At 28.3% G+C, this 24,921-nt stretch carries 26 protein-coding genes; 13 read left to right on the top strand and 13 right to left on the bottom strand.

From position 1 onward, the window contains the following. Positions 1–42: 42 nt before the first annotated feature. The 6 genes from G594_RS0116020 (at position 43) to G594_RS20400 (ending at position 4,698) form a co-directional block, all read left to right on the top strand. On the top strand, positions 43–1,596 hold the full coding sequence (locus G594_RS0116020; protein ID WP_027099463.1) for a hypothetical protein: 1,554 nt from the start codon (positions 43–45) through the stop codon (positions 1,594–1,596). 111 nt (positions 1,597–1,707) lie between these two features. After that, positions 1,708–3,057 (top strand): putative DNA modification/repair radical SAM protein, encoded by a 1,350-nt coding sequence (locus G594_RS0116015; RefSeq protein ID WP_027099462.1) that lies wholly within the window; start codon positions 1,708–1,710, stop codon positions 3,055–3,057. A gap of 3 nt (positions 3,058–3,060) precedes the next feature. Beyond that, positions 3,061–3,795, top strand: coding sequence for a TIGR03915 family putative DNA repair protein (locus G594_RS0116010; protein ID WP_027099461.1), 735 nt, complete (start codon positions 3,061–3,063; stop codon positions 3,793–3,795). A gap of 98 nt (positions 3,796–3,893) precedes the next feature. Next, positions 3,894–4,307, top strand: coding sequence for an EamA family transporter (locus G594_RS0116005; RefSeq protein WP_027099460.1), 414 nt, complete (start codon positions 3,894–3,896; stop codon positions 4,305–4,307). Between the two features lie 65 nt (positions 4,308–4,372). Further along, the gene (locus G594_RS20220; protein WP_099313761.1) at positions 4,373–4,543 is read left to right on the top strand and encodes a hypothetical protein; all 171 of its coding nucleotides are present in this window, start codon (positions 4,373–4,375) and stop codon (positions 4,541–4,543) included. Between the two features lie 11 nt (positions 4,544–4,554). Beyond that, the gene (locus G594_RS20400; RefSeq protein WP_167539571.1) at positions 4,555–4,698 is read left to right on the top strand and encodes a hypothetical protein; all 144 of its coding nucleotides are present in this window, start codon (positions 4,555–4,557) and stop codon (positions 4,696–4,698) included. Positions 4,699–4,732: 34 nt separating this feature from the next. Here the strand turns inward: G594_RS20400 and G594_RS0115990 are convergent, their stop codons facing one another. From G594_RS0115990 to G594_RS0115950, 9 genes are all read right to left on the bottom strand, one after another. Further along, on the bottom strand, positions 4,733–5,167 hold the full coding sequence (locus G594_RS0115990; RefSeq protein ID WP_027099459.1) for an Hsp20/alpha crystallin family protein: 435 nt from the start codon (positions 5,165–5,167) through the stop codon (positions 4,733–4,735). A 16-nt stretch (positions 5,168–5,183) separates the two neighbouring features. After that, positions 5,184–5,615, bottom strand: a complete 432-nt coding sequence (locus tag G594_RS0115985; protein ID WP_027099458.1) for an Hsp20/alpha crystallin family protein — start codon at positions 5,613–5,615, stop codon at positions 5,184–5,186. Positions 5,616–6,018: 403 nt separating this feature from the next. Then, positions 6,019–6,207: a hypothetical protein gene (locus tag G594_RS0115980; protein ID WP_027099457.1), complete on the bottom strand. Its 189-nt coding sequence runs from the start codon at positions 6,205–6,207 to the stop codon at positions 6,019–6,021. A 131-nt stretch (positions 6,208–6,338) separates the two neighbouring features. Next, on the bottom strand, positions 6,339–8,261 hold the full coding sequence (locus G594_RS0115975; protein WP_027099456.1) for a tetratricopeptide repeat protein: 1,923 nt from the start codon (positions 8,259–8,261) through the stop codon (positions 6,339–6,341). Positions 8,262–8,459: 198 nt separating this feature from the next. After that, complete coding sequence (locus G594_RS0115970) at positions 8,460–8,801, bottom strand: hypothetical protein (RefSeq protein WP_027099455.1); 342 nt, start codon at positions 8,799–8,801, stop codon at positions 8,460–8,462. Between the two features lie 72 nt (positions 8,802–8,873). Beyond that, positions 8,874–9,773 carry a DUF368 domain-containing protein gene (locus tag G594_RS0115965; protein WP_027099454.1) on the bottom strand — a complete coding sequence of 300 codons (900 nt, stop codon included), beginning with the start codon at positions 9,771–9,773 and terminating at the stop codon, positions 8,874–8,876. A 168-nt stretch (positions 9,774–9,941) separates the two neighbouring features. Continuing rightward, the gene (locus tag G594_RS0115960) at positions 9,942–11,078 is read right to left on the bottom strand and encodes an NAD/NADP octopine/nopaline dehydrogenase family protein (protein WP_027099453.1); all 1,137 of its coding nucleotides are present in this window, start codon (positions 11,076–11,078) and stop codon (positions 9,942–9,944) included. A 100-nt stretch (positions 11,079–11,178) separates the two neighbouring features. Then, a complete protein-coding gene (gene pepF, locus G594_RS0115955; protein ID WP_027099452.1) occupies positions 11,179–12,975 on the bottom strand; it encodes an oligoendopeptidase F in 1,797 nt (598 codons plus the stop codon). A gap of 45 nt (positions 12,976–13,020) precedes the next feature. Then, entirely contained in the window at positions 13,021–13,419 is a 399-nt protein-coding gene (locus G594_RS0115950) for a DUF6762 family protein (protein WP_027099451.1), read from the bottom strand. A gap of 218 nt (positions 13,420–13,637) precedes the next feature. Here G594_RS0115950 and G594_RS0115945 point away from each other — a divergent pair, with 218 nt between their 5' ends. From G594_RS0115945 to G594_RS19790, 4 genes are all read left to right on the top strand, one after another. Continuing rightward, a complete protein-coding gene (locus G594_RS0115945; RefSeq protein ID WP_034866987.1) occupies positions 13,638–14,033 on the top strand; it encodes a hypothetical protein in 396 nt (131 codons plus the stop codon). 139 nt (positions 14,034–14,172) lie between these two features. Next, entirely contained in the window at positions 14,173–14,832 is a 660-nt protein-coding gene (locus G594_RS0115940; RefSeq protein WP_027099449.1) for a metal ABC transporter ATP-binding protein, read from the top strand. A 2-nt stretch (positions 14,833–14,834) separates the two neighbouring features. After that, on the top strand, positions 14,835–15,626 hold the full coding sequence (locus tag G594_RS0115935; protein WP_027099448.1) for a metal ABC transporter permease: 792 nt from the start codon (positions 14,835–14,837) through the stop codon (positions 15,624–15,626). Positions 15,627–15,708: 82 nt separating this feature from the next. Continuing rightward, on the top strand, positions 15,709–16,140 hold the full coding sequence (locus tag G594_RS19790; protein WP_051196063.1) for a DUF5412 family protein: 432 nt from the start codon (positions 15,709–15,711) through the stop codon (positions 16,138–16,140). Positions 16,141–16,266: 126 nt separating this feature from the next. On the opposite strand, the gene G594_RS0115925 is transcribed toward G594_RS19790, so the two are convergent. Together G594_RS0115925 and G594_RS0115920 are read right to left on the bottom strand one after the other, a co-directional pair. Then, positions 16,267–16,680 (bottom strand): Fur family transcriptional regulator, encoded by a 414-nt coding sequence (locus G594_RS0115925; RefSeq protein ID WP_027099447.1) that lies wholly within the window; start codon positions 16,678–16,680, stop codon positions 16,267–16,269. Between the two features lie 69 nt (positions 16,681–16,749). Next, positions 16,750–17,301 carry a manganese efflux pump MntP gene (locus tag G594_RS0115920; RefSeq protein ID WP_027099446.1) on the bottom strand — a complete coding sequence of 184 codons (552 nt, stop codon included), beginning with the start codon at positions 17,299–17,301 and terminating at the stop codon, positions 16,750–16,752. Between the two features lie 193 nt (positions 17,302–17,494). On the opposite strand from G594_RS0115920, the gene G594_RS0115915 reads away from it, so the two are divergent. Continuing rightward, entirely contained in the window at positions 17,495–18,712 is a 1,218-nt protein-coding gene (locus G594_RS0115915; RefSeq protein ID WP_027099445.1) for a 6-phosphofructokinase, read from the top strand. Positions 18,713–19,055: 343 nt separating this feature from the next. Here the strand turns inward: G594_RS0115915 and G594_RS0115905 are convergent, their stop codons facing one another. Beyond that, complete coding sequence (locus G594_RS0115905) at positions 19,056–20,351, bottom strand: aminotransferase class V-fold PLP-dependent enzyme (protein WP_027099443.1); 1,296 nt, start codon at positions 20,349–20,351, stop codon at positions 19,056–19,058. Positions 20,352–20,488: 137 nt separating this feature from the next. Here G594_RS0115905 and G594_RS19785 point away from each other — a divergent pair, with 137 nt between their 5' ends. Further along, entirely contained in the window at positions 20,489–21,637 is a 1,149-nt protein-coding gene (locus tag G594_RS19785; RefSeq protein ID WP_051196062.1) for a hypothetical protein, read from the top strand. 10 nt (positions 21,638–21,647) lie between these two features. Beyond that, positions 21,648–22,271, top strand: coding sequence for a DUF4397 domain-containing protein (locus tag G594_RS0115895; protein WP_027099442.1), 624 nt, complete (start codon positions 21,648–21,650; stop codon positions 22,269–22,271). A 36-nt stretch (positions 22,272–22,307) separates the two neighbouring features. On the opposite strand, the gene G594_RS0115890 is transcribed toward G594_RS0115895, so the two are convergent. Further along, positions 22,308–24,914 (bottom strand): hypothetical protein, encoded by a 2,607-nt coding sequence (locus G594_RS0115890; protein WP_027099441.1) that lies wholly within the window; start codon positions 24,912–24,914, stop codon positions 22,308–22,310. Between the last annotated feature and the right edge of the window lie 7 nt (positions 24,915–24,921).

The following is a 24,921-nucleotide window of genomic DNA, read 5'->3' as shown; positions in this document are numbered from 1 at the left end:
TTTATATAATTATATAATAGACCTCGTTCAAGGAGAATACATATGAAAATAAATAAACTTAATAAAATATTTAAAAATATACTAATACTATTTAGTGCAATTTCACTTTTAGCAGCTTTTTTTATAGAACAACATAAAACCTTTTCCCTTACCGATATACTTTTTTTGACAATATTAATAATACTACTTGCTCTTCTACTGTGTTGGAAAAAGCAAGTTACAAATACACCTATTCTCTTTTATGATTTTATACTTATTTCATCCGTTTTTATTTATGACTTAAAAACAACCCTAATTATATTAATAGCTAGCGAAATGCTAAAGAAAGGAATATTGTACTTTTACTACAAAGAAACCTTTTACTTCTTTAATAGTCCTGAATTTAATGAAGTTTTAATTATAATTAACTCTCTATTTCTAGCAAATGGTGCTTTTATAGTATTTTCTCAATACATTAATGATGCACCTTTACTATTTTCACAAATAATAATATTCAATACATTTCAACATATATTTTATCTATTATTAAAATATGTAACTTATATTATAACTTTAACAGAACAGGAAAATACACACTTACTTGATAGTGTTATATCTATACTTATCAACTTTGCTTACTCTACAGTTTTTACATATTTAGGGCTAGTACTTTATACAATATTAGGTTATCCACCAATCCTAACCATATTCCTGTTAAACACTACAATATGTTATCTATTTATAAAGAATTATAAAATTACTTCTAACAATAGATTTTTAAGTAAGCTTAAAGATAGTTATCTGATATCTCTATCTCCAAATCATAATTTTTCAGAAAAAATTTATAGTTATATAGATGTACTAAAAGAATTAATTCCATGTTCCCTTATAAGTATCTATCCTATTTTTGAAAATTATAGGTACACATTTCCTATTTGTTATAGATGTGAAGAAAATATAAGTTTAAATAACCTAAAACTAGATCTAAATAATCTAAATAATCAAAATAATCAAAATGAATTAAAGGACATTATGGAATCAGAACGCTCAAATATTATTAAAGGATATAGACTAAAAAATAGCTTTAGTTTTGTTTCTAAGTTTAACTTATTAAATTCAAACTTTATAATTGTTCCTATTTGTTATAATTCACCCCCCCTTGCTTTTATCTTAATAAAGCCAAAAACTCCAAATAAATCTTATGAGCTAATTAATAATTTAGTAGATGTTCAACAGTCTATTTCTTTACTTTTAATTCAAAACTATAAATATGTAGATTTAATTCCTAAAAGTATTGAAAATATTGAAAGCTTTATTTCTTCACTAGATTTACTTATTTCAAATAAGGTTTCTTTTACATTAAACGTAATTAGAAACAATTCCCAAGTAGATATAGTAAAGTATTTAATTAAGAACTCTGATAAGTTAGATAAAGTATTTTTATTTAATAGCAATCATATTTATGTAATTCATGCTATTAAAGATACTACAAATGTAAGAAATTATATGAAAACATTGACTCTGAATAATCCTAATTTATCCTTTTCAACATTTGAATTTCCTATAGATGTTAATAATATTAAAGAAATAATTACAATACTAAAAACATCATTTTAAAAGCAACTAAAAAAATTAGTTGTTTTTTATTTTTCTTGAGAAAGAACGTATATTCGTATATAATATAAGTTAATACAAGAACATACATTCTCTATTAAGGAGGTACATTTTATGGACCTTATGGATAAATTAAAAATTCTCTCTAATGCTGCTAAATATGATGTTTCATGCTCCTCTTCTGGATCAAAAAGAAAAAATAATATTAACGGTATTGGAAATGCATCTGAAAGTGGAATATGCCATAGTTTTACACCTGACGGTCGCTGTATATCTTTATTAAAAATACTTTTTTCTAACGATTGTATATATGACTGTAAATATTGTATAAATGGATATTCCAAAGATTTTCAAAGAGTTAGTTTTACACCTGATGAAGTGTGTGATTTAACTATAAACTTTTATAGAAGAAATTATATTGAAGGGTTGTTTCTTAGTTCAGCTATAGTAAGAAATCCAAATTATACAATGGAACTTCTTTTAAAAACAGTAAAAAAGATTAGATTAGAAAAAAACTTTAATGGTTATATACATCTAAAGGCTATTCCTGGAGCTGATGAATACTTAATTAAAGAGGCAGGTTTATATGTTGATAGAATGAGTGTCAATATAGAATTACCATCAAGTAACAGCCTAAAACTACTAGCTCCTCAAAAAAGTAAAGAAAAAATACTTTTACCAATGAAAACAATTAAAAATTCTATCATTAGCCATACAGAATTAAAGAATAGTATTAAATCTACTCCCACTTTTGTTCCTGGAGGACAGAGTACTCAACTTATAGTAGGTGCTACTCCCGAAAGTGATTATAAAATACTAAATTTAACTCAATCTTTATATGATAAATTCAAGTTAAAGAGGGTATATTTTTCTGCTTACGTACCAGTTGTAAAAGATAACCCACTTTTACCCCAAATCACTCATCCTCCAATGGTTAGAGAACATAGACTTTACCAAGCTGATTGGTTATTACGATTTTATGGTTTTAAAGCTAGTGAATTATTAAAAAATGAGAATGATAACTTTGACTTAAATTTTGATCCTAAAACCTATTGGGCATTAAATAACTTTAATGAATTTCCTGTAGAAATTAATAAAGCATCTTATGAAGCTTTACTTAGAATCCCTGGAATTGGAGTAACATCTGCAAGAAGAATCATTAAAACTAGAAGGGTTTGCAGATTAACTTATGAGGATTTAAAAAGATTAGGAATTGTTTTAAAAAGAGCTAAATACTTTATAACCTGTTCAGGTAAATACTATGGAGATGTGGTCTTTGATGATTATAAAATAAAGAGAAAATTATTATCTCAAAATATAAAGAAAAATTCACCTGAACCAAATCAAATTTCTTTTTTTGATGACTATAATTATGATAAGTCTACATCATCTGGAATTATTCTTCCATCAACAAATACTAATATATTAAGTGATAAATTATCATCTTTTAACGGGGAGTTATAATTTATGAAGACATTTTTATATGATGGTACATTTGAAGGATTATTAACAGCTATATATGATAGCTTTTACTCCAAAGTTCCTCCTATTGGTATTTTTAAATCTGAAAGTTACAATTCTCTATTATTATACGAAATTATTTATATAGAAACTGATGAAATTAAAGCCAAAAAGGTAATGAATGCAATAATAACAAAAATTGATTCTAAAACTTTACAAAACTTATATATAGTCTTTCTTAGTAATAACAAAGATGCTGGTATTATAGCATTAAAATATATAAAAGCTGCATTTAATCTTGGAAAAGATATTCACGCTTTTCTTAATTTAGATATAGTTAAAATAGTAGAAGATATTAGAAGAAGAGTTTATCTAGAAGCTCATAGATTTGAAGGATTTATACGTTTTTCTTTAATTGAAAATAAATTCTTATATTCTTCTATTGAACCTGATAATGATATCTTAGAACTAATTGCCGCCCACTTTAGTTCTAGATTTTCCAATGAGTATTTTATAATTCACGACATAAATCGTGAAAAAGCTTTAATATATAATAAAAGAGCTTGGGAAATTACTCATATGACAGTAGATGATTATAACCTTTTTAAAAGCACCAAAGATGAATACATAGATTTATGGAAGTGCTATTTTGAATCTACTACAATAAAAGAACGTAAAAATCCAAAATTACAAAAACGTATGATGCCTATAAGATACTGGAAACACTTAAGTGAATTTTAATAGAAATGACATTAAAATAATACTATAATAAACTATAGTTATATATAGAAAGGGATGTTTTTATGTTAAAGATATCTTCTATAAAAGGAGGAAATAAAATGTGGATAGTTTTTGCTTTATTATCTGCCCTTTTTGCAGCATTAACCTCCATTCTAGCTAAAATAGGTATTGATGGTGTAAATTCTAATTTAGCCACTGCAATTCGTACAATTGTTGTACTTATTATGGCTTGGGGACTAGTTTTCCTTACAGGTCAACAATATGGAATTAGCAATATTACAACTAAAGGATGGATATTTTTAATATTATCTGGAATAGCAACAGGTTTATCTTGGTTATTTTATTATAAAGCACTTCAATTAGGAGAAGCTTCAAAAGTTGTACCTATAGATAAATTTAGTGTTGTTATTAGCATGGTTTTAGCTTTTGTAATCCTAAAAGAAGCTATAACAGCTAAAACTTTAATAGGTGGACTACTTATTACCATAGGTACTTTCGTTTTAATATTATAATATTTCTTTTAAGAATGGATAAGCTATTAGTGTACAAACTTTTAGATGTTCTAGGAGGAAGTTTTATGGATAATAATAAAAATAGGCTTAAAGATCGTCCTAAATCTAATGCTGAACTTAGAAAAATGTATTCTGAAGCAGGAGCTGAAATAGGTATAGAAAAGGGTAAGAAAATAGGAGCTCATGCTAATGGCAAAAAATACACTAAGAGATCTAAGTTATCTCATAATAAATAGGAGGAATCAATATGTCATGTAATTATGGTTGTAAACATAAAAAAACTAAAGCTGATCCTACTTCACCAAACTATTCTAAAGAAATAAATAATAAGGCTCATCAAAAAAGTCCTTTCGGAGAAGATGAACCTTCAACTCACACAACCTATAAATAATATAAGGGATGTAGATTATACTACATCCCTTATATTATTGAATATTAATTCTCTTATTTCTATTTGTTTTTCTTTCTATTTTAGGCATTATTATTTGAAGTAATCCGTCTTTAAACCTACCTTGAATTCCTTCCCTATCAACATTTTCTACATAAAAACTCCTTAAAAAATTTCCGTAATGTCTTTCTTTTCTTATAAAATTATTATTGTTATCTTCTACAAACTCATCTCTCTTAGCAGATATAATTAAATTATTATTTTCATAATCTAATTCTATATCTTCTTTTTTCACTCCTGGAAGCTCTGCTTCTACAAGATATTCATTATCTGTTTCTCTTATATCTGCCTTAAAGCTACCGTTAATATTGCTCATATCAAAAAAGTCATCATTAAAGAATTCTGATAAAAAGTTATCAAAGACATCTTCTTTATATACTCTATTCATCTTAAAAGGTATTAATCCAAACATAAAATATCACTCCTAATTATTTTATTTCTATCTTTTTAGAATTCTCTATCTTTTCTTTTGGCATTGTAACTTTTAATACCCCTTCTTTAAACTCTGCACAAATCTGTTCTTCATCAACATTTACTATATAAAAGTTTCTAGTAAATTCACCATAATGCCTTTCCCTTCTTATATAGCTATCTTTACTTTCTTCATTGGCTTCTTCACGCTTTCCTCCAACAATTAAGTAACCATCCTTATATTCTAGAGTAATGTCTTTCTTCTTTACTCCTGGTAATTCTGCTTCTAGTATATAGCTAGTGGCTGTTTCCCTAATGTCTGCCTTAAACTTAATTCCCATGTTCATATTTCCAACATGGTCATCCTTAAAAAATTCTGTAATGAAATCTTCTAATGACTCGCTTCTTTTCTTTACATCATCTGTTTTAAAAGGTACTAATCCAAACATACTTAACAACCTCCTTAAATCCTTTCTACAAGTATTATTATGCGCTTAAAGTCAAAGAAAGTCAAAATCAATCCAGTGAGAATTTTACTTTCACATTGAGAAAGAAAAAGCTTTAACCTTATATTTCTTTCTTTTCAATTCTTTTAATTAATTTTCATCTTTTTTCCTCGAAAACAAAAAAAGTGTGGTGGATATTTATTTTGCTTATTCCGTCACAAAGCTCCAAGTCACATCAAAACAAATATATATCCCACCTATGCTAAAGGTAAGGAAAAAATAAAATTATTATCCTTAATTTATTTTTTTTAATATAAGATTCTAATAATACCTTTGATTTATAGCTAATTTAAATTTTATACTTTCCAATACATAAAAAAATAGTTAGAAACTTTTTTATTTCTAACTACTTTTCTCTATTTTCTTGTAATATCTTCTTTAACTTATTTTGAACTAACCAAAGACTTTTTTGCTTTCTATTATAAGCTACCATCCTATTTTTATTATTTCTATTCTCTTCTAATAATCTCATATATTCATTATCTGCAATTTTTAAAGCATCTTCTATAACCAAAAGTTCTTCCTTACTAAACATAAAAATCCTCCTTATGAATATGAAAATCTTTAGATATTATATCATATACATTAAGTTTATTGAATTTTTATTTTATATACTTTGATATTTCCTCTTCTCAATTTTAATATATCTACTGCTTTTCTATATTGTTATAATTTCTGTAGCCATTTTGTATACTCACTATCATTACTATTCTTTAATATGAGATCTTTTCTGCAATCTTCAAATTCTGTAGCCATATCATATATTTTATATACTAATGGCATCATTTTCTCTGACAATCCAAGCTCATCCTTCTCCTTAAATAGAGTTAAAACTTCATTTTTTAGTTCTAAGTATATTGAAGAACCATATTCCTTAGCAGCAGCTATACCAGAAAGTAGAATAAGCTTAAAGTGTGGATAATCTCTATTTTCAACTGCTATATTCAAATACCAGTTTAGTATATTTCTTTCCCCCCATAAGGAATCCTTCTTACAGTATTCATTTTTCACTAAGCTTTGGCTTAATAATTGAGCTAAGGATTGTATATATAGGCTAACTAAATTATCTTTTGGAGTTTTATAATACTCCCCACAATACACTAATTCAACTTTTAAGCTATCTATTATCTCTTTAATCATTTCATTAAATTCACTACCAAAACTTATTTTGTTTAAATTCTTGCTTATTTTAAGCTTATTATCAAACTTATCATAAATATAACTCTCTATATAAATAGAATCCTCTTCTTCTCTTATTCCGCCTGTAACCATATAATCCCCATTACGTTTAACCAATAAATCTTTTATATAATCATCTTCATATACTTTTCTTGATACTATTGGTCCCACATCTTTTATTGTAGGTATTATAACATTTAATAATAACTCTATTTCATGCTGTATTTTTTCTCCTAAATAAAATGGAAGAGCTCTTGTTAACCTTCCTATTGACTCTTCTCTTTGAATATGACCTTTACTTTCCTCTTTTATCCCTTCATTTGCATAAGCTAAAACTATAACCTTTTTGCAATCTTGAGATTTTTTAGGAAGTAACCAAGTTGGTTCTCCTAAAGAGTAATACCATAAAGGAGAATCATATGTTGGCAAAGATATAGATATTTCACCTAACTCTTCTCCAGTTGATTCCCCCTTCATTTTTTCAAATTCATTATATATATTCATAAGATAATTCTTTAAATCAGGTCTTTCTAGCTTTAAAAGTGTGCTTAAAAGTTTTTCCCCATTTTCAATATCTTTTGTAACTAAATAACCTCTTAGCAAATTCATTCCTAAATCAATACCTTGAATATCTAATTTATATATGGGAGACATCATTCTAACCATAATATCTGCATATCCAGAAGCTCCCAAATCACCAGAAATCATAGAAAGGGCATACCCATTATCCTTTACTATTTCCATTATGCTCTCATATTCCTTTAATGCTTTATCTATTTCTTTATTATCTAAGTACATTTTCCCAATTAGCACCTGAGGAAACCAACTTCCACTTACCTTACTCACCTTATCTAAGACTTTAATTTCAGCTTCCTTACCTTCTTTTTCATTATAAAGAGCTTTAAGCCACATTAATCCATTAGTTTGATTAGGATCTAAATATATACCTTCCCATAAAGTATTTAACCCCTTATCTTCATGCCCTTGTCCATAATATACTTTTGCTAAGTTAGTAAGTATAGTCCCTGTCTTCCCATACTTATCTATATACTCAAGTAATACCTTCTCAGATTTATCATATTGTAATAACTTCATATATACTATAGCTAAAATAGTATATCCTCTTTCCTTTATCCTATCTATTTCTTTTAAATGTTCAGCAGACTCAACTACTTCATCTATAAATCCATCATTTATAGATGATAGTATTATATTGTATAGTGCATTATCATCATTTTTATATTTCTTTAATTGATCAGGTAATATTTTAGTTTTCCATTCACTCTTAGAGATAACTATCTTTCTTCCATAAGCATCATAGCACTCTATTGTTTCTTCTTTTATATTTTCCTCCCCTTTTACTTCTTCCTTAATAATTTTCCTCTTTTTTAACTTATCAATTATCCCCATAGTATCCTCCTATATAAATTCTCATTATTATTTTACCATTAATTGATTATATGAAAGAAGTTGGGTAGATATTTATTTTGCTTGTTCCGTCACTGCGATCTAAGTCACATCAAAACAAACATCCCCCCACTCATACTAAAGGTAATGAAAAAAAGAAACTGCCTTAACAGTTTCTCATAATTTATTATATATTACGTTCTATCTTTGAAACATTTCTGCTCTTCTTTTTTTAGCTACATAATTAGTTATTCTCATCTTTATTCTTGTAAATTCTTTAACTTTGTAAAATGCTATTACATCTCTTGTAAATAAAAGTGCATCAAATAAAAAATATTTCAAATCTTTTATATTATCATCATCAGCTTCTATAGCATTGCATTTATCAAACAGATACTCTAAATTACTCTTAAAAGATGACAACATATTAATTACTGTTTCTTCATCTTCACTTTCAAACTCTTTTTTAGCTAAATCTTCTACATAAATAACTAATATATTATTTAAATTATTATATTCATTATATATTTCTGCTATGTTCATCTACTTCTCCTGCCTTATTATTAAACTAAAGAGGTGCTACAAGATTATCAATAATTTTGTAACACCCCTTTATTATTCTTGACCCTTATCTAAAACTTTCTTTAACTTTTCTAAACCAAGTATTAGTGCTCCTCCTAATAAAAAGAATAAAATACTAAACTCCCCAAATCCCATTGGAGCTTCAGGAATTTCTAAGGTAGTTGGTCCCATAACAACTGCATATAATGACCCAATCATTAACCCAATAATTGTATATATTACCTTCGATCTATGGTTTGCTAATAAATATCTAAGAAGCCTTATAATACTTACTATACCTGTAATTACTCCTAGCCCAAAAACTATAACTATTGGTAAATAGCTAAAATCAAATTTAATAACACTTTTTACAGCTGTCATAATTGGAGCATATATTCCAAATATTAATAATAGTGTTGAACCTGATATACCAGGTAATATCATAGCACAAATTGCTATAGCTCCAACTACAAATACATACGCTATTAACCCAATATTTAAATTGTCTAATGAAAGATTTGTACCAGTTCCACCACTTGTTGCTGGATTAAAATATGTTATCGCAGCAACTACTAAAATACCTATTACTGCAAAAATTATATTCTTGTACTTACCTACTATTTCTGACTTTTCCTCTCTAAATATTAATGGTAGAGAGAAAATTATAAACCCTAAAAATAAAGAACTTATTTTATAAATATGTGTTGTAAACACTGATGATATAAATAGCACTGCTAGTACCATACCTACAGCCCATCCGATACCTATCTTTATTAAGAACTTTAATGACTCTAATTTTTCTTCCTTATTACTTTTTGTTGAAACTAAAGAATTTAATGAATTAATAAACTTATCATAAAATCCTAATATAAATGCTATAGTACCACCTGAAACCCCTGGAACACTATCAGCTAGTGCCATACAAAAGCCTCTTATAAAATTAATAATGAACACCTTTTAATTCCTCCGTTACTACTATTTTTACATATTTTAAAATTTGTCACTAGCTTTAATTATATTGTCAAAATTTAAAAATTACAATTCATATTTGAAATCTTAAAAAAGTTTTAATATAACAAAGCTCACATTTATAATCTGCAAGCTGTGTTATTAGTTTTTATTTTATAAGTTTTTATAGTATTTTATTAACTCTTCTTTAGTTTTTATCCCCTTGGCTTGTGGTATCATTAACTCACCTTTATCTCTTCCATTAAGACGTCCATTAACTAAATATTCTTTTCCTACTAACTTTTGTCCCCATTCAATTACCTTATCAACAGTTGGAGTTTTAACATCACACAGTTCAGCAAAGGCTTTAATTATGCAAAGGCCAAACTGAATATCTTCAACAAAATATCTAGAATTTTTGTCTGGAATAAACCCTCCTTCTACCTTTACCATTGGTGAATCTATTCCTTGAAATCCTGGAGCTGTATTTATTTTTTTAGACAATTCTTCAGCTATAGATATTCCATATCTCTTCTTTATTTTTTCCATATCTTCTTCATAAAACTCATTATTATAATTTAATGAATTAAAAATTTCTGTTAATTCATCATCTAAATCTAATAATGTTTGAGAAGCTAAAGTCCCCCACTCTTCATAAAAATATGGATTTCTTGGATATACCTTTTCTCCTTCAACATAATCATTAAATAATTCATATAATCTTGATGGATGCATTGTTGGATTTGATGGTGATAATGTTATAGCTAAGTAATTATTTAAAGGTAAACATGGAATATCAATAAAGCTTGTCATAATCTCACATACCTTTTCAGAATACTTGCTTGGTATAACTCTTAACTTCATAAATTCATTTTTTTGCTTTAATAGAACACACTCACCGTACTTTTCTAATCTAATAATTGAAGGTACTCTTTGACTTCCAAAGAAAATACAATCTTTCTCTAGTAATTCATCTATTAAATATTCCTTACCTCCAAATCCTGGTATAACTCCAACTACAGTTCCTTCCTTTAAATATGGAATTATTTTTTTCAGTGTTTCTTCTATCATAAAAGATGGATATGTTATTAATACATAATCTGCATTTTTAACTGCCTCTTCATAACTTGATGTTATGGAATGTACCTTAACATTATGTCTTAAATTTTTTTCCTCTTCTACTAAAGTTATTTCTTCCTTAAAAACTTCTGGCTTAGATGTATGAAGCCATACCTTATTTCCTTCTTTCATTGATATATAAGTAGCTAAATATGTACCTATATTTCCCGATCCAACAATACAAATATTCATAAAATCATCCTTCCTAATATTGTGAATATATCTTAATAACAAATAATAATAAAAAAGGAACTCTATAAGAGCCCCTTTTTATATCATTAAAATTTTCTAATTAAAACTCCTCTAACATATCTAACAATTCATTAAATCTATGAATTGTAGCTTCAAGGGGCTCTGATGTTGTCATATCAACTCCTGCATCCTTTAAAATATCTATTGGATACTTGCTTCCACCAGCTTTTAAAAATCCTTTATATTTTTCTACTGCATTTTCTTTGCCTTCTAAAATAGCATTTGCAAATGCTGATGCTGCTGCATATCCAGTAGCATATTGATATACATAGAAGTCTGAATAGAAATGAGGTATTCTTGCCCATTCCATATCTATATCTTCATCAACTACCATATCTGGTCCAAAGTAATTAGCATTTAACTCATGCCATTTTGCTGAATAATCTGCAGCTGTTAAAGCTTCCCCTGCATTTAATGCATTATGTGTATATAGTTCAAATTCTGCAAACATTAATTGTCTAAATACAGTAGTTCTAATTTGTTCTAATTCTTGGTTTATTAAATAAAGCTTCTTTTTCTTGTCTTGTTCTTTTTCAATTAAATAATGAATTAGAAGTGCTTCATTTGTTGTTGATGCAACTTCTGCACAGAATAAAGTATACCCGGCATAGTAATATGGTTGAGTTTTTCTTGAATAATATGAATGTAATGAGTGTCCCATTTCATGTACAAGAGTTGAAACATCATTTAATTCGTTATGGTAATTTAGTAGTACATATGGCATGGTGTCATATCCACCCCAAGAATAAGCTCCACCTCTTTTACCCTTATTTTCATATTTATCAATCCAACCACTATTAATACCTTCATTAAATAGATTTAAATATTCTTCTCCAAGTGGTTTAAGACCTTCATTAGCAAGCTTAACACCTTCATCAAATGATATCTTCTCTTTCTCTACTTCAATTATTGGTACATATAAATCATACATATGCATTTGTTCTAAACCTAAAAGTTTTTTCTTTATCTTTACATATCTATGAAGAGAACTTAAATTATCATTAATAGTCTTAATTGCATTCTCATAAACTGACACTGGAATATCATTAGGAGAAAGTGATGCTTCAATTGGTGATTCATACTTTCTTACCCTTGCACTAAAGTTAAAACTCTTAACTGATGAAGTTAATGTAGTAGCTAACGTGTTATCAAACTTCTTATATTCACCAAACAATCTTTTAAATGCAGCTTCTCTAACACTTCTATCCTTACTCTTTATAAAACTTGAGTAATTTCCTTCTGTAAGCTCTACTTCATCTCCATCTTCATCCTTTATGTTTCCAAAAGTCATATCTGCATTAGTAAGCATATTATGTATGCTTGATGGTGCATCTAAACAATCAGATGCTAATGCAAGTAATTCTTCCATTTCCTTAGTTAATATATGTGGCTTTTCCTTTAAAATATCCATTAACATAAACTCATAAAGCTTGAATCTTTCATCATTCTTTATAAGATCTTTAATAAATTCATCTGGTAATGCAAGTATCTCTGGCACAAAGAAAGCTCCATAACTTGCAAACTCAGCCATAAAAGCATCAATTTTATTCATATATGATTGATACTTTTGGTTTGAAGTATCTTCATCTGATTTCATATGGGCATAAACATATAATGTTTCTCCAAGTCTTGATACTTTTTCATTTAGCTCTAGATATTTAAGAATTTCTTCTTTATCATTTAATTTTCCAGCAAACTCTCTTAGCTTTGGACTTTCCTTCTTTAAGATATTAAAATCCTTTTCCCAAGCATCCTCATTTGCATAAATTTTTTCTAATTTCCACTTATCTTCTAAGTTTATCTCTTCTCTTTTCTTTACAACTTTATTATCTTCCATATTTTCGCCTTAAATTAAAGGCTCCCTCCCTTCATATATTACCTTTTATATGTATTCTTCTTCCTTGCCTTCTATGGCTAAAAATACTTTTTCCATTTCTTCATTGATTAATTCTACAACTTTATCTAATACATCTTTCATTTCTAAATGTTCTTCCTTATAAGGGAACTTAAGAATAAACGTTGGATTATATTCATCTAATTCCTCTTCTATTCTAAAACCTTCTTCTTCAAATCTTTTTATATTAAAAAGATCATATATTGCTGAGTATTCCCATTCCTCAACATCTTTATTTGTATCAAAATATAAATTCACCTCATTATCTAGAACAAATAGCTTTTTAACATATAAAGCACCTTCATTAACTTCAAAGCTTCCAAGCTCTTTAGTTATAAATCCTGTTTTCTTGTCTTTCTCCATTAAAACTAAACTTGAAAAATCCATATAATTTCTTCCTTTCAATTTTGCTTACATTATATTATCTTCCTTTATTATAGAGTTTATTAGTCAAATTAGGCAATAGTACCAATAAAAATATGATAAAAATCCAACTTTTTTAAAAGATACTCAAAATAATTGTTAAATATTGAAAAACATTTCTTATTTCATCATTTGTAAAAATATGGTAATATTTTCTTATCCAACAATTAGGAGGGTTATTTATGGAAAGACAACAAAAAGCAAGAAAAAATAATATATCAAGAGTAGCTAGATTAAAAAAACAAAGAAGAAAAAGAAGAATATCCTTATTAATATGTGGTGTATTAGTTATTGGAGTTGGATTCTTTATAGGTTATAAACTTTACATAAAAAATAAATGTAAAGACCTTGGATATGCCGTTGAACACTATCTTACTTCAAAGAAAGCAGATGACGGACTGCTGAGAGTACAAAATATGACTTTGGTTTTCTCTGATGATACTACAGCAATAGTCAAAGCTTATGGTCTTTCAAAAGAAGAACCACATGAAAAAAGTGCTGTTGAAGGTATGTTTAGGAAGGACTCTCTAGATTCTTGGGATTTAGAGAGCACAACCCCATTAAATACTCTTAGTTAGTATTTGCAAATAGTTCGCAAATAGGTGTATAATAGGGTTAGTTAATCCAATTTATGCGTATTTATAGACCAATAATGCATAATATATAGCATATTGGTCTATTATTTTGTTAAGAAAGGATATTATGGGAGCTGATAACTTGATAAAAATTAATAATTTGAGTTTTGCTTACAACAAGAATACTCCTCCGTTATTAAAGAATGTAAACCTAGATATTCCTAAAGGTGTATATCTTTCTATAGTAGGAGAAAACGGGAGCTGCAAAACTACACTAATAAAACTAATACTAGGACTACTAACCCCTATATCTGGGTCAATAACTGTAGATACAGATAATATTGCATATGTACCTCAAAGATTAGATGGATTTAATTCACAATTTCCCATTTCAATTTATGAAATATTAAAAATACACGCAAAATCATTAAAACTAGATCCTAAATCATCTTCTATTGATGTTTTAGAAAAGGTTAATATGCTAAAGTTTAAGGAAAACTTAATTGGTAACCTATCAGGTGGACAACAGCAAAGAGTTTTTATAGCAAGAGCTCTTATAGGTAATCCAGATTTAATAATCTTAGATGAGCCTTCTACAGGTGTTGATGTTAAAAATCAACAAGAAATCTACTCTCTTTTAAGTAAAATAAATAAAGAACAAGGGACAACTATAATTTCAATTGAACATAATATGGACATAGCTTTAAAATATTCTACACATATATTAACAATAAACAATGGAAAGTTAACACTTCAATCTAATAAAGATTTTAGGGAAAACTATACACTTCCGGGGGCTTAATTATGTTTGAATTTAATTTCATGAGAAATGCCTTTATGGCGGGAGTAGTTGTTTCAGTTTTATGTCCAATCATAGGTTTATTTATAGTACTTAGACGTAATTCAATGATAGGTGACACCCTATCACATTCATCCTTTGCTGGAGTTGCTATTGGGCTAGTTTTTGGCGTAAATCCAATTATATCAGCATTTTTATTCACTACTATTTGTGCAGTTATAATTGAATTCCTAAGAGGATATTATAAAAAATATGCTGAACTAGTTATGTCAATAGTCTTAACCTTAAGTTTAGGTATAGCAATAATTTTAATTAGCACAGGAAAAGCAAATGCTAATGTTAATTCATATTTATTTGGTAGTATACTAACTGTTTCAAAAAGTGATTTACTTATTATAGCTACAGCCGGTATTATTTGTCTATTAATACTTAGAGTGATTTATAATAAACTTATTTACATTACCTTTGATGAAGAAGGTGCAAAAACTGCTGGTATTAACGTTAAGTTTATTAATTACTTATTTACTATTCTAGTAGGTGCAACAATTTCTCTTTCTATAAGAATAATGGGTATACTAGTTATTTCATCAATTATTGTTGTGCCAGTTGCTACATCTATGCAACTAAAAAAGAATTTTAATAAAACTTTAACTCTATCAGTATTATTTGGATTAGTTGATATACTGCTTGGATTAGTTTTCTCCTATTATTTCAACAGTGCACCTGGAGGTACTATTGCATTAACATCAGTAATAGTTTTAGTAATTACCTTAATATTAAAAAGAAATGATAATTAAAAAAATAAGGCTACTTTGAAGTAGTCTTTTTCTATTCCAATTTATGTAAAAATATGTTATATTCTTATTGAGGTGAATATATATGAATGACTACTTTAACGAAGACTTTTTAACAGATCAAGAAGTAAAAAAATCCAAGAAAAAAATTCTTATTGGTACACTAGTATCTTTATGTATATTAATATCACTTATCATATTTGCATTATATGAATTAATATCAACTACCTCTAAAATGTTTCCTCAAAATGAAGAGTTATTATCAGAATCCTTTTCCCCTGATAATAAATATAAAGTTGAGGCCTATTTAGTTGATAATGGAGCTACAACAGATTTTAGTGTAAAGTGTATTTTATTTGTAGATAATAAAAAATCTAAAACTATATATAGTGATTATCATATTAGAGATGCTAATATAGAATGGATTGATAATGATATAGTTTCTATAAACTCTCATATAATCGACTTACCTGACGGAAAATATGATTGGACCATTGATAAAACAGGAACTAATTAACAGTTTCTGTTTTTTTAATTCGCTATATTTTTTTAACATGAAATTGTATTAATACCTTTTATTTCTATTAATTAGAATTTTATATTTTGCTATACAGCAAAAGAAACCGCCTTTGCGGTTTCATACTTACTTATGCCTTTTACATTCCTCGCATACACCTTTCATAATTAAGTTATGCTCTGTTAATGTAAATCCTGTTTCGCTTTGAACTAACTCTTCTATTTGTTTCATAGGACATGGAACTTCAATCTCTTTATGACAAACACTACATTGAAGTAAATGCTTATGTTCATCTCCTTTAATTCTATATGAAAATCTTCCATCATTTAATGAAAACTTGTCTATAATTCCCTTTTCCTCAAAGGCTTCTACCCCTCTATAAACAGTACTTAAGTTAATATCTACACCAAATTTCTTACATTCTTCTAATATATTTTCTACACTTAAGCTTCTATCTGCCTCATATAAAACTTTTAAAATTGCTATTCTACCTTTAGTAACCTTTAGTTCCTTACTCTTTAAAAAGCCATCAAAATTCATCATCTCACCTACGATTCAAGAATAATTAGTATATTTATTATATTATATCATATGAATATATTTTTTTATTTAAAAAAATATCATCTTTATAGCAAATAATATTAATGCTATACCACCTAAGAAGTTTGCATACTTTGAAATAAAGCTTATTTTTCTTAAATATCTACATGAGAAAAATGCAATTGTACAAAAAAATAATGTTATTAATCCAATAAGAACAGAGTCTATAAGTAGTACAAGCAAGCTTCCTAACTGATGGAATGTAGTAAAACCAATTATCAAAGCGTCAATACTTACCGAGATACCAAGTATCACTACCATACTATTTTTTACCAAAAGAGAATTTTCCTTTTCTTTAACTCCATCCATTATCATTAGTATACCAATAGCACCTACAATAATTCCTCCAAGTACAGAAGGAATAGGCAATATATATGTATCAAAATAATATCCCATTCCTCCTCCTATCAAAGTGAATAAAAATTGAAAAAAACCAAAAGACAATATATATCCTATTTTCTTTTTCCTAGTTATTATTGAGTTAACTCCTATTCCTATACTAATACCAAAGGCATCCATAGCTAAAGCTATTCCTATTACAAAAACTCCAAAAACACTCATTTCTTCAACTCCATAATTTTATCTATACATTCTATAAATAGTTTCACACATAACTTATTATGCAAAAAATTTTAAAAAGTCTTTATTATTACTACTTTTTATTGTATAGTATTAAATAGAGTAGATGTTTTATCAAATAGTATATCACATTTAAAGGTATTAGTATAAATTTATAGATATAAGGAGAGTTAATATGCCAAATTGTATTATAGCCCAATCAGGTGGACCTACCTCTGTAATTAATTCTAGTGTTGTTGGATTAATTAGAGCTAACGAAGAATTCAAGATATTCGATAAAGTTTATGGTGGATTAAACGGAATTGAAGGAATTTTAAATAAAAACATTATTGATTTATCCCAAATATCTTCTGAAGATATAGATACATTTAGACTTACTCCATCTTCTGGATTAGGTTCTTGTAGATATAAGATGAAAAACATAGAGGAATCTACTGAGGAATACGACAGACTTTTAGATATTTTAAAGAGTTTAGATATAAAAGCCTTTTTTTATGTTGGCGGAAATGATTCTATGGATACTACAGCTAAACTTGGAAAATACGCTAAAGAAAATGGACTAGATATAAACTTTATAGGTATTCCTAAAACAATAGATAATGATTTAATGTATACCGACCATACTCCTGGATTTGGTAGTGCAGCAAACTTTATTTCTACAGCTGTTTTAGAAACATATTTAGATTCTTCTGTATACATAAATAATGGTATATTTATAGTTGAAACTATGGGTAGAGATACTGGATGGCTAGCAGCTTCTGCTTGTACAGCTAGATATAACGGTAAACCTGTAGCAGATTTTATTTATCTTCCAGAAAAAGCTTTTAATGTTGAAGACTTCTTATGTGATGTAAGAGCGAAGTTTAAGGAACAAAATCAAGTATTTATAGTTGCTTCTGAAGGTCTAAAAACAGAGGATGGAAGATTTTTATCAGAAATGAACGTAATTTCTCAAGATAATTTTGGTCACTCTCAACTTGGTGGAGTTGGACAACACTTAAGACAATTAATACTTGATGCTGGAATAACAACAAGAGTTAAAGCTTTAGAATTAGGAGTTCTACAAAGATGTGCAATGCACTGTGCATCTCAAATAGATATTGATGAAGCATTTAATGCTGGATATGAAGCTTTAAAATATGCTGCTGATGGACATAATGGGTACATGGTAGCAATAAAGAGAGAAAGCAATTCTCCTTACTCAACTTCTTTCTTTTTAGTAGAAGCAAATAAAATAGCTAACAATGTTAAATACTTCCCTAAAGAATGGATAAATGAAAAAGGTAATGGAGTAACAGAAGAAGCTTATGAGTACTTTATGCCTTTATTAAATGGTGTTCCTACTTTATACAGAACTAACAATGTTCCACAGTATAAAGTTTTTACTAAATAAATACCACATATAATTTGAAGAGGATTTATCAATCCTCTTCTTCTTTTTCTTTATAAATATATAAAAACACCGGCAAGTAATATGCCGAAATTATAGCCCATATAATTTGAATACATAATTTAATTATACTTTTTAAGGGGAGTATCCAAAAGATTACAGAAATCATCAAAAAAAAGCTTAGAGTTACAAATTTACTTAAATCTGTAGCCACTAGTTTCCTACCACAGTTAGGACATATGATCTCATTAACTTTTTCTTGTTCTAATATCTGGGTGATACTAATATCATACGAACACCTCTCACATTTCCTTGTCATAACCCTCCCCCAAAAAAGTTTTAGTTTCTATTTTTTCATAGAAATATCTTCTACTGCATTTAAAAAATAATCAACTTCACTAATATCATTATATATTCCAAAACTTGCTCTTATCATTCCTGGCATTCCTTTATTATTCATTAACATCAAAGTATCTTTTTCACTTATATTCATTAGTCTTCTACAATAAGGATGCGCACAGAACCAACCTTGTCTTACTGATATACCATAATGTTTTGCTAGTTTCTCTGCAACCTTTTGATGATATATGGAATCTATATTAAATACCCCAATACCCAGTCGATCTTCCCTATTTACTATATCCCCATAGGTCTTAACTCTTGGTATAGAGCACAATCCACATATCAACTTATCTCTTAGCTGAATTTCATGGTTCTTTATATTATCAAAACCAATCTTATCAAGTTCTTCTAACGCTTTTGTAATTGCTACTACTCCAAAATAATTTGGAGACCCTGCTTCATCTTTTTCTGGGGGAGATAAATATTCTATAGAATTATCTAATACTATATTTACAGTCCCTCCGCCTTCATTATCTGGAACTTTTTCTTCAAACTCATCCTTCAATCCAACAATTACACCAGAACCAAATGGTGCATATAATTTATGACCTGAAAAAACTAAAAAATCGATACTTTCATCTTTCTCTTTTCCACTCATATCCACCCTAATATGAGGAACTAATTGTGCTCCATCAACTATTATTTTTGCTTTATATTTATGGACAATTTGTGCAATTTTATGAATATCATTTATATATCCTGTTACGTTTGAAGCTCCAGTTACTGTAACATACTTTACTCTACCCTTATATTTTATAAGCTTTTCTTCTAACTCATTAATTTTCAACCTACCACGTTCATCTACTTCAATGTAGTCTACCTTACACTGTCTTCTCCATGGTAAATCGTTAGAGTGATGCTCCATTCTTGTAGATATAACAACATCATTTTTATCTTTAATTAAAACTCTTGCCAAAGTATTAATACCATCTGTTGCATTACTTACATATATTACCGTATACCTTTCTTTATCTTTTATATTAAAAAAATCCAATAGGTATTCTCTAGTTTTGCTATATATCCTAGTTGTAACCTCAGCTTTTTGTCCTGCACCTCTGCCTATGGACCCATAATACTCACTTAAATTAATAATAGAATCTAAAACACATTTAAATGGCGGAGTTGTCGCTGCATTATCAAAATTTACCGCCCTAATCTTAACCCCTCCTAAGATTTCCACCTTAGCGTCTACTCCCATTAATATATCATGAAAGTTAACCACTTTTTCATTCATATGCATCTCCTCCACTATATCTTATTCAAAAATCTATATTTAGGTTCTCTGTTCTATGAAAGGTTACAAACTCATAATATTTAAGGTAACAAGTGACTTTTTAAGTCATATAATTATATTAAACATTCTTTTGGAGGTAAGAAATGAAACCTGATGAAAAATATATGCCATCCAGTTATAGAAAATCAGACGATGACCTAAACTTTATACCTTTTACTTCACCTTCCCCACTAATTGGATGGACTCCTCAGAATTTGTTTGATGGCTCATCAGTTAATAATATTCCTAATAGTATGATTATGACACCTCAAATGAATTCTCAGTTAAATCTTCCTAAATTGGGAGTTAATCCAAATATGAACCAGCAAACACAGCAACCTAATTTATATCCTAATCAGAATAATATGGGATATAATACTCCTATTAACACATGGCAATTACCTAGTCAAGCAATAGATACCAATCCTAGCAGCATGGGCTATGGTGAACCACTATCTGCTAACTTCAATGCTAATAATACTTACAATCCAAATATTCCTAGTAATCAAGGAATTAATACTAATCCAAGTAGCATGGGCTATGGTGAACCACTATCTGCTAATTACAACAATAATCAATCTAAAAACAATACCAATACTCCTAGTAACCAAGGAATTAATACTAACCCAAGTGGCATGGGCTATAATAATCCACCATATAATAGCACTGACAACAGTACTATGAATAATACAAACACATCAAATCAAGGTACTAGTACTAATAGCTATGCTGGTGGATTACCTTCTTCAAACTATAATGCTAATAATATGAACACCATGAATTCACAAAGTCAAGGTACTGGTACTAACCCAAGTTATACTAATAATTCAGGCTATACACCAAATCTTATTAATAGCCCTAACTCTCCTCAAAACAAGGATTTAAGTATTCAGTATCCTGGTGATACTAGTTCAGATACTTTGTATTCTTACAATAACGCAAACCTAAATACTACTAATACATCAAATACTACACCTAATACATCTACTAATAATATTAATAACAATACCACCACTAACGCTAACGTTAAAAATCCAGCTGAGTTACTAAGAAGCTTGAATTTAGACGTTGATGAAGATATTGATTTAATTAGATGTTGTAAAGATGATGATATTAATAAGCTATATAAAGAAATTGAAAATGACTGTCCAGGAATATTATCTTTACTTGAAGCCTATAATATTCCCTCACCAATAGCTAAATTAATAGTAAGACGTATTATAAAAATAACAATGCGTTATTGTAAAAAGTAGGTGAAAGGTTATGATTATGTTTAATGAATTTCTTCCTAGAATAACCTCTACAATTAGATTGTTGCACGCTGCACCTGGTGCAAATAATATTGATATTTATAGCAATGGTAACCCAATTGCTATGAATATAGGTTTCAGCAATATAACTCAATATTACAATATTAATCCTGGAAATAACGAAATTCAAATATATAAAGCAGGTACCTATGACAATCCTATATATACTGAAACCATAGATATAGAGCCTAATTCAACATCAACACTTTGCGTTGTATTACTCGAAAGTACATTGCAATTATTAAAACTAAAAGATGGTACTCCAACAAGTTCGGCTAATGAATCTTATTTAAGGTTCATTAATTTATCACCTGATTCACCTCTACTAACATTATCTTTACCAAATGGTGATACTCTATTCAATGGTGTTGAATATTTAGAGACAACAGGATATTATCTACTATCTCCTGGCATATATAATCTTAAAGTTGAAGCTACTGATGCTACAGTATTAAGTAAATTTATAAGTGAAATCACATTAACAGGTGGTTTCTTTCATACCTTATTTATAATAGGATTATTTGATGGTACTCCAAGAATTGGTTCTTTATTTAAACAGGATGGTACTAAAAAATAGCAAAAAAAGAAGTTCGCTTTGCGAACTTCTTTTTTACTAATCCTCCCCAAATATTAAGCTCTTAAGCCATGCAAAAAAGCCCTTCTTTTCTTCCTTAACTTCCTTTTTTTCTTCTTTTGCTTTATCTTCTATCTTTACTTCATCTGTCTTCATAATGAACTTAACACTTCCATCCATCTCTTCTCCCTTACCTGTAAATGAAGAAAATTCTTTTGAAGCTTTAACCAATTCATCCTTTGCTGCAATTACATCATCTATTGAAGATATAGTATTATTACCTTCTGTATATAACTTATTTATTCCATCATCATGGAAAGTCTTCATTCCATCACTTAATTCTTTACTTCCTGTAGATAATTCACTTATTCCTTTTTCTAGTGATGGTAGTGCAGAAATTAAATTTCTTGCTTGAAATACATTACCACTCCTTAATGCATCATTAGTAATTCTTAATATATCCTCACTATTTTTTAAATCATTTTGCATAGACATTAATTGTGAAGATAAGCTTCTAATTTTTTCAACATCGCTAGGCTTTGTATCTTTTAATAGTCCCTCTAATTCTGAAATCAATTCACTAGAGCTTTCTATATCAGCTTTAAACTTAACCAGATTATTTTTTAATTCAGTATTATTACTTAATCCACTTACTAATGCAGTTATATTTTCAATATTAGACTTATTGGTTTCCAAATCCTTTGCTAAATTATTTATATTATTTAATGTTTCTCCTATTGCAGACAAATCTTCATCCGATAAGCTCATTATTCCCTCCCCGAAGGACTTAATTAGTCCTTGAGTTGTTGGGTCATTAATATCATTAAAGAATTTACCTAGAGCATTAACATTCTCTTGATTTGAAAGTACATTACTTGCAGTATCTATTAATGGTTTCATATTCTCCATAGACTTTACTCCCTGAACAAGAGACGGTAGTGTTGAATTATATTCATTAATTTTTGCCCCATCTTGTGCTAAAGCATTAGAACTTACAGAAGATATATTTAAACTATCAATATAGTTAATTAATGATTTTGCAGCTTCTGTACTACTTTGAGAATATACAGCATTAATCATATACTTTAATTCCTCTTTCTTTTGGGCAAATCCTGTTTCTCCACCTTGTGATGCAGCGGCTGCTAGCTGAGCTTTTAGGATCATATAAGATGATGCATATGCTGTCATATCTCCTTGCAAGCTTTCTAATTTGCTAGAACTATCTATAAGTGATGATGCTGTTTTTAAATTCTTATTTAACCCATAAAGGTAATTTGATGTTCCACCTGCGCTCTTTATCTCTCTACTTATCTCTTCTATAATAGGAGATGTAGCTGTTTTAGCAACATTAACATCTACTAGTAATCCTTGTACAGCCTTTATATTTGTAGGATTTACTTGAGATAAAAGTTGTTGTAACTTTATCTTTGTAGTTTTGTCAATGCTATCATATCCATCTTTTGTCTTAATTATATCTGACATTAATCTAGTAAAATTATTATCCTTTTCTAAATCTTCTATCATATTTAAAGTGGATGATAATAGTTCCTTATTTTCTTTAGTTGCAAGCCTTTGATAGTCTTCCATTAAGGTCATAGCTTTATTAACATTTTCAGCATCTAACATAGAAATCAACACATTTGCTTGATGAAAATCTATATCTTTAGCAAAATATGCATCCTTTATTAATTTTCTAGCTCTTTCAGTCTTATCTTCATTAGTTATTAAAGACATCTTCTCTTGTAAGCTTTGAGTTTTCAACAAATTACTAGCTGAAATAAGTTTTGTCTTTGCTAGGTCTATTCCATCTTTTAACTTTCCAGTTCCATCTAATAACTTATCACTACCATCCTTTAATTGATTCAAGGAATCTTTTAACTCATCAATAGAGTTAGCCTTGTCTAGTGCGCTTAAATCTGGTAGTTCAGGTGTTGCAGTTATCATTATTGGACCCATTTCAAAATTATCTACATCTGCTTCTACAACTAATTTATCCTTTAAATCTACTCCAATATCTAGATTATCTATTCCTAGACTTTCTTGTAAACCTGGAAATGCAACAAAGCCAATTATATTATTATTTCCTTCAGAAATTGTTACACCACCATCACTTTTAACATTCTTAAACTTATCTACTGGCAATATAATAGAAGATGCTGTTGTAAAAGGTGTATATATCTTTCTAGTTTTACCATTTATGCTTGTCTCTTTATAAATCTTATTCTTTATTTCTAGTTCAATTTTAACCCTACCTGTTTTTCCTGCTAAATCTTCTGCTTTAATTTCTTCTCCATCTAATGAATACTTTATACTTACATCTAAGGGTAACTCTTTGTCAGTTTTTCCTTGATAATATATATCACTGCCCTCTACCTTCCAAGTTAAATTTTCACCATCTTTAACTGGTTCATCATCAGTCTTTACATTTTTTATATCACTTAAAGAAGATTTATCTTTAACTTCTAAATTTGACTCGCTTGAATGTATCCAATTAGATACTGTACTCTTTTCTAATTTTCCATCTGAACTTAAATTTACAAATACAGACTCATCCTTTTTTATTTCTACTGCTGGTACTACTGTTGTACTCATTATTGTTGCTGCCACTACTAATGCAACAACCTTCTTAGACATTGCTTTTCTCATATTTAAT

This window comes from Clostridium paraputrificum AGR2156, assembly GCF_000424025.1.
GTDB lineage: Bacteria > Bacillota > Clostridia > Clostridiales > Clostridiaceae > Clostridium > Clostridium paraputrificum.
Note: the sequence above shows the minus strand (reverse complement) of the source record. Positions and strands in the feature narration are given on the sequence as shown.

What these genes read in the sequence shown, in the direction of transcription:
- G594_RS0116020 (WP_027099463.1), top strand. Translation starts at nt 43, where the DNA reads ATGAAAATAAATAAACTTAATAAAATATTTAAAAATATACTAATACTA.
- G594_RS0115915 (WP_027099445.1), top strand. Translation starts at nt 17,495, where the DNA reads ATGCCAAATTGTATTATAGCCCAATCAGGTGGACCTACCTCTGTAATT.
- G594_RS0115950 (WP_027099451.1), bottom strand. Translation starts at nt 13,419, where the DNA reads ATGGATTTTTCAAGTTTAGTTTTAATGGAGAAAGACAAGAAAACAGGA.
- G594_RS0115985 (WP_027099458.1), bottom strand. Translation starts at nt 5,615, where the DNA reads ATGTTTGGATTAGTACCTTTTAAAACAGATGATGTAAAGAAAAGAAGC.
- G594_RS19785 (WP_051196062.1), top strand. Translation starts at nt 20,489, where the DNA reads ATGAAACCTGATGAAAAATATATGCCATCCAGTTATAGAAAATCAGAC.
- G594_RS0116010 (WP_027099461.1), top strand. Translation starts at nt 3,061, where the DNA reads ATGAAGACATTTTTATATGATGGTACATTTGAAGGATTATTAACAGCT.
- G594_RS0115895 (WP_027099442.1), top strand. Translation starts at nt 21,648, where the DNA reads ATGATTATGTTTAATGAATTTCTTCCTAGAATAACCTCTACAATTAGA.
- G594_RS0115890 (WP_027099441.1), bottom strand. Translation starts at nt 24,914, where the DNA reads ATGAGAAAAGCAATGTCTAAGAAGGTTGTTGCATTAGTAGTGGCAGCA.
- G594_RS0115935 (WP_027099448.1), top strand. Translation starts at nt 14,835, where the DNA reads ATGTTTGAATTTAATTTCATGAGAAATGCCTTTATGGCGGGAGTAGTT.
- G594_RS20400 (WP_167539571.1), top strand. Translation starts at nt 4,555, where the DNA reads ATGTCATGTAATTATGGTTGTAAACATAAAAAAACTAAAGCTGATCCT.
- G594_RS0115975 (WP_027099456.1), bottom strand. Translation starts at nt 8,261, where the DNA reads ATGGGGATAATTGATAAGTTAAAAAAGAGGAAAATTATTAAGGAAGAA.
- G594_RS0115990 (WP_027099459.1), bottom strand. Translation starts at nt 5,167, where the DNA reads ATGTTTGGATTAATACCTTTTAAGATGAATAGAGTATATAAAGAAGAT.
- G594_RS19790 (WP_051196063.1), top strand. Translation starts at nt 15,709, where the DNA reads ATGAATGACTACTTTAACGAAGACTTTTTAACAGATCAAGAAGTAAAA.
- G594_RS0116005 (WP_027099460.1), top strand. Translation starts at nt 3,894, where the DNA reads ATGTGGATAGTTTTTGCTTTATTATCTGCCCTTTTTGCAGCATTAACC.
- G594_RS0115925 (WP_027099447.1), bottom strand. Translation starts at nt 16,680, where the DNA reads ATGAATTTTGATGGCTTTTTAAAGAGTAAGGAACTAAAGGTTACTAAA.
- G594_RS0115960 (WP_027099453.1), bottom strand. Translation starts at nt 11,078, where the DNA reads ATGAATATTTGTATTGTTGGATCGGGAAATATAGGTACATATTTAGCT.
- G594_RS0115945 (WP_034866987.1), top strand. Translation starts at nt 13,638, where the DNA reads ATGGAAAGACAACAAAAAGCAAGAAAAAATAATATATCAAGAGTAGCT.
- G594_RS0115970 (WP_027099455.1), bottom strand. Translation starts at nt 8,801, where the DNA reads ATGAACATAGCAGAAATATATAATGAATATAATAATTTAAATAATATA.
- G594_RS0115980 (WP_027099457.1), bottom strand. Translation starts at nt 6,207, where the DNA reads ATGTTTAGTAAGGAAGAACTTTTGGTTATAGAAGATGCTTTAAAAATT.
- G594_RS0116015 (WP_027099462.1), top strand. Translation starts at nt 1,708, where the DNA reads ATGGACCTTATGGATAAATTAAAAATTCTCTCTAATGCTGCTAAATAT.
- pepF (WP_027099452.1), bottom strand. Translation starts at nt 12,975, where the DNA reads ATGGAAGATAATAAAGTTGTAAAGAAAAGAGAAGAGATAAACTTAGAA.
- G594_RS0115905 (WP_027099443.1), bottom strand. Translation starts at nt 20,351, where the DNA reads ATGCATATGAATGAAAAAGTGGTTAACTTTCATGATATATTAATGGGA.
- G594_RS20220 (WP_099313761.1), top strand. Translation starts at nt 4,373, where the DNA reads ATGGATAATAATAAAAATAGGCTTAAAGATCGTCCTAAATCTAATGCT.
- G594_RS0115920 (WP_027099446.1), bottom strand. Translation starts at nt 17,301, where the DNA reads ATGAGTGTTTTTGGAGTTTTTGTAATAGGAATAGCTTTAGCTATGGAT.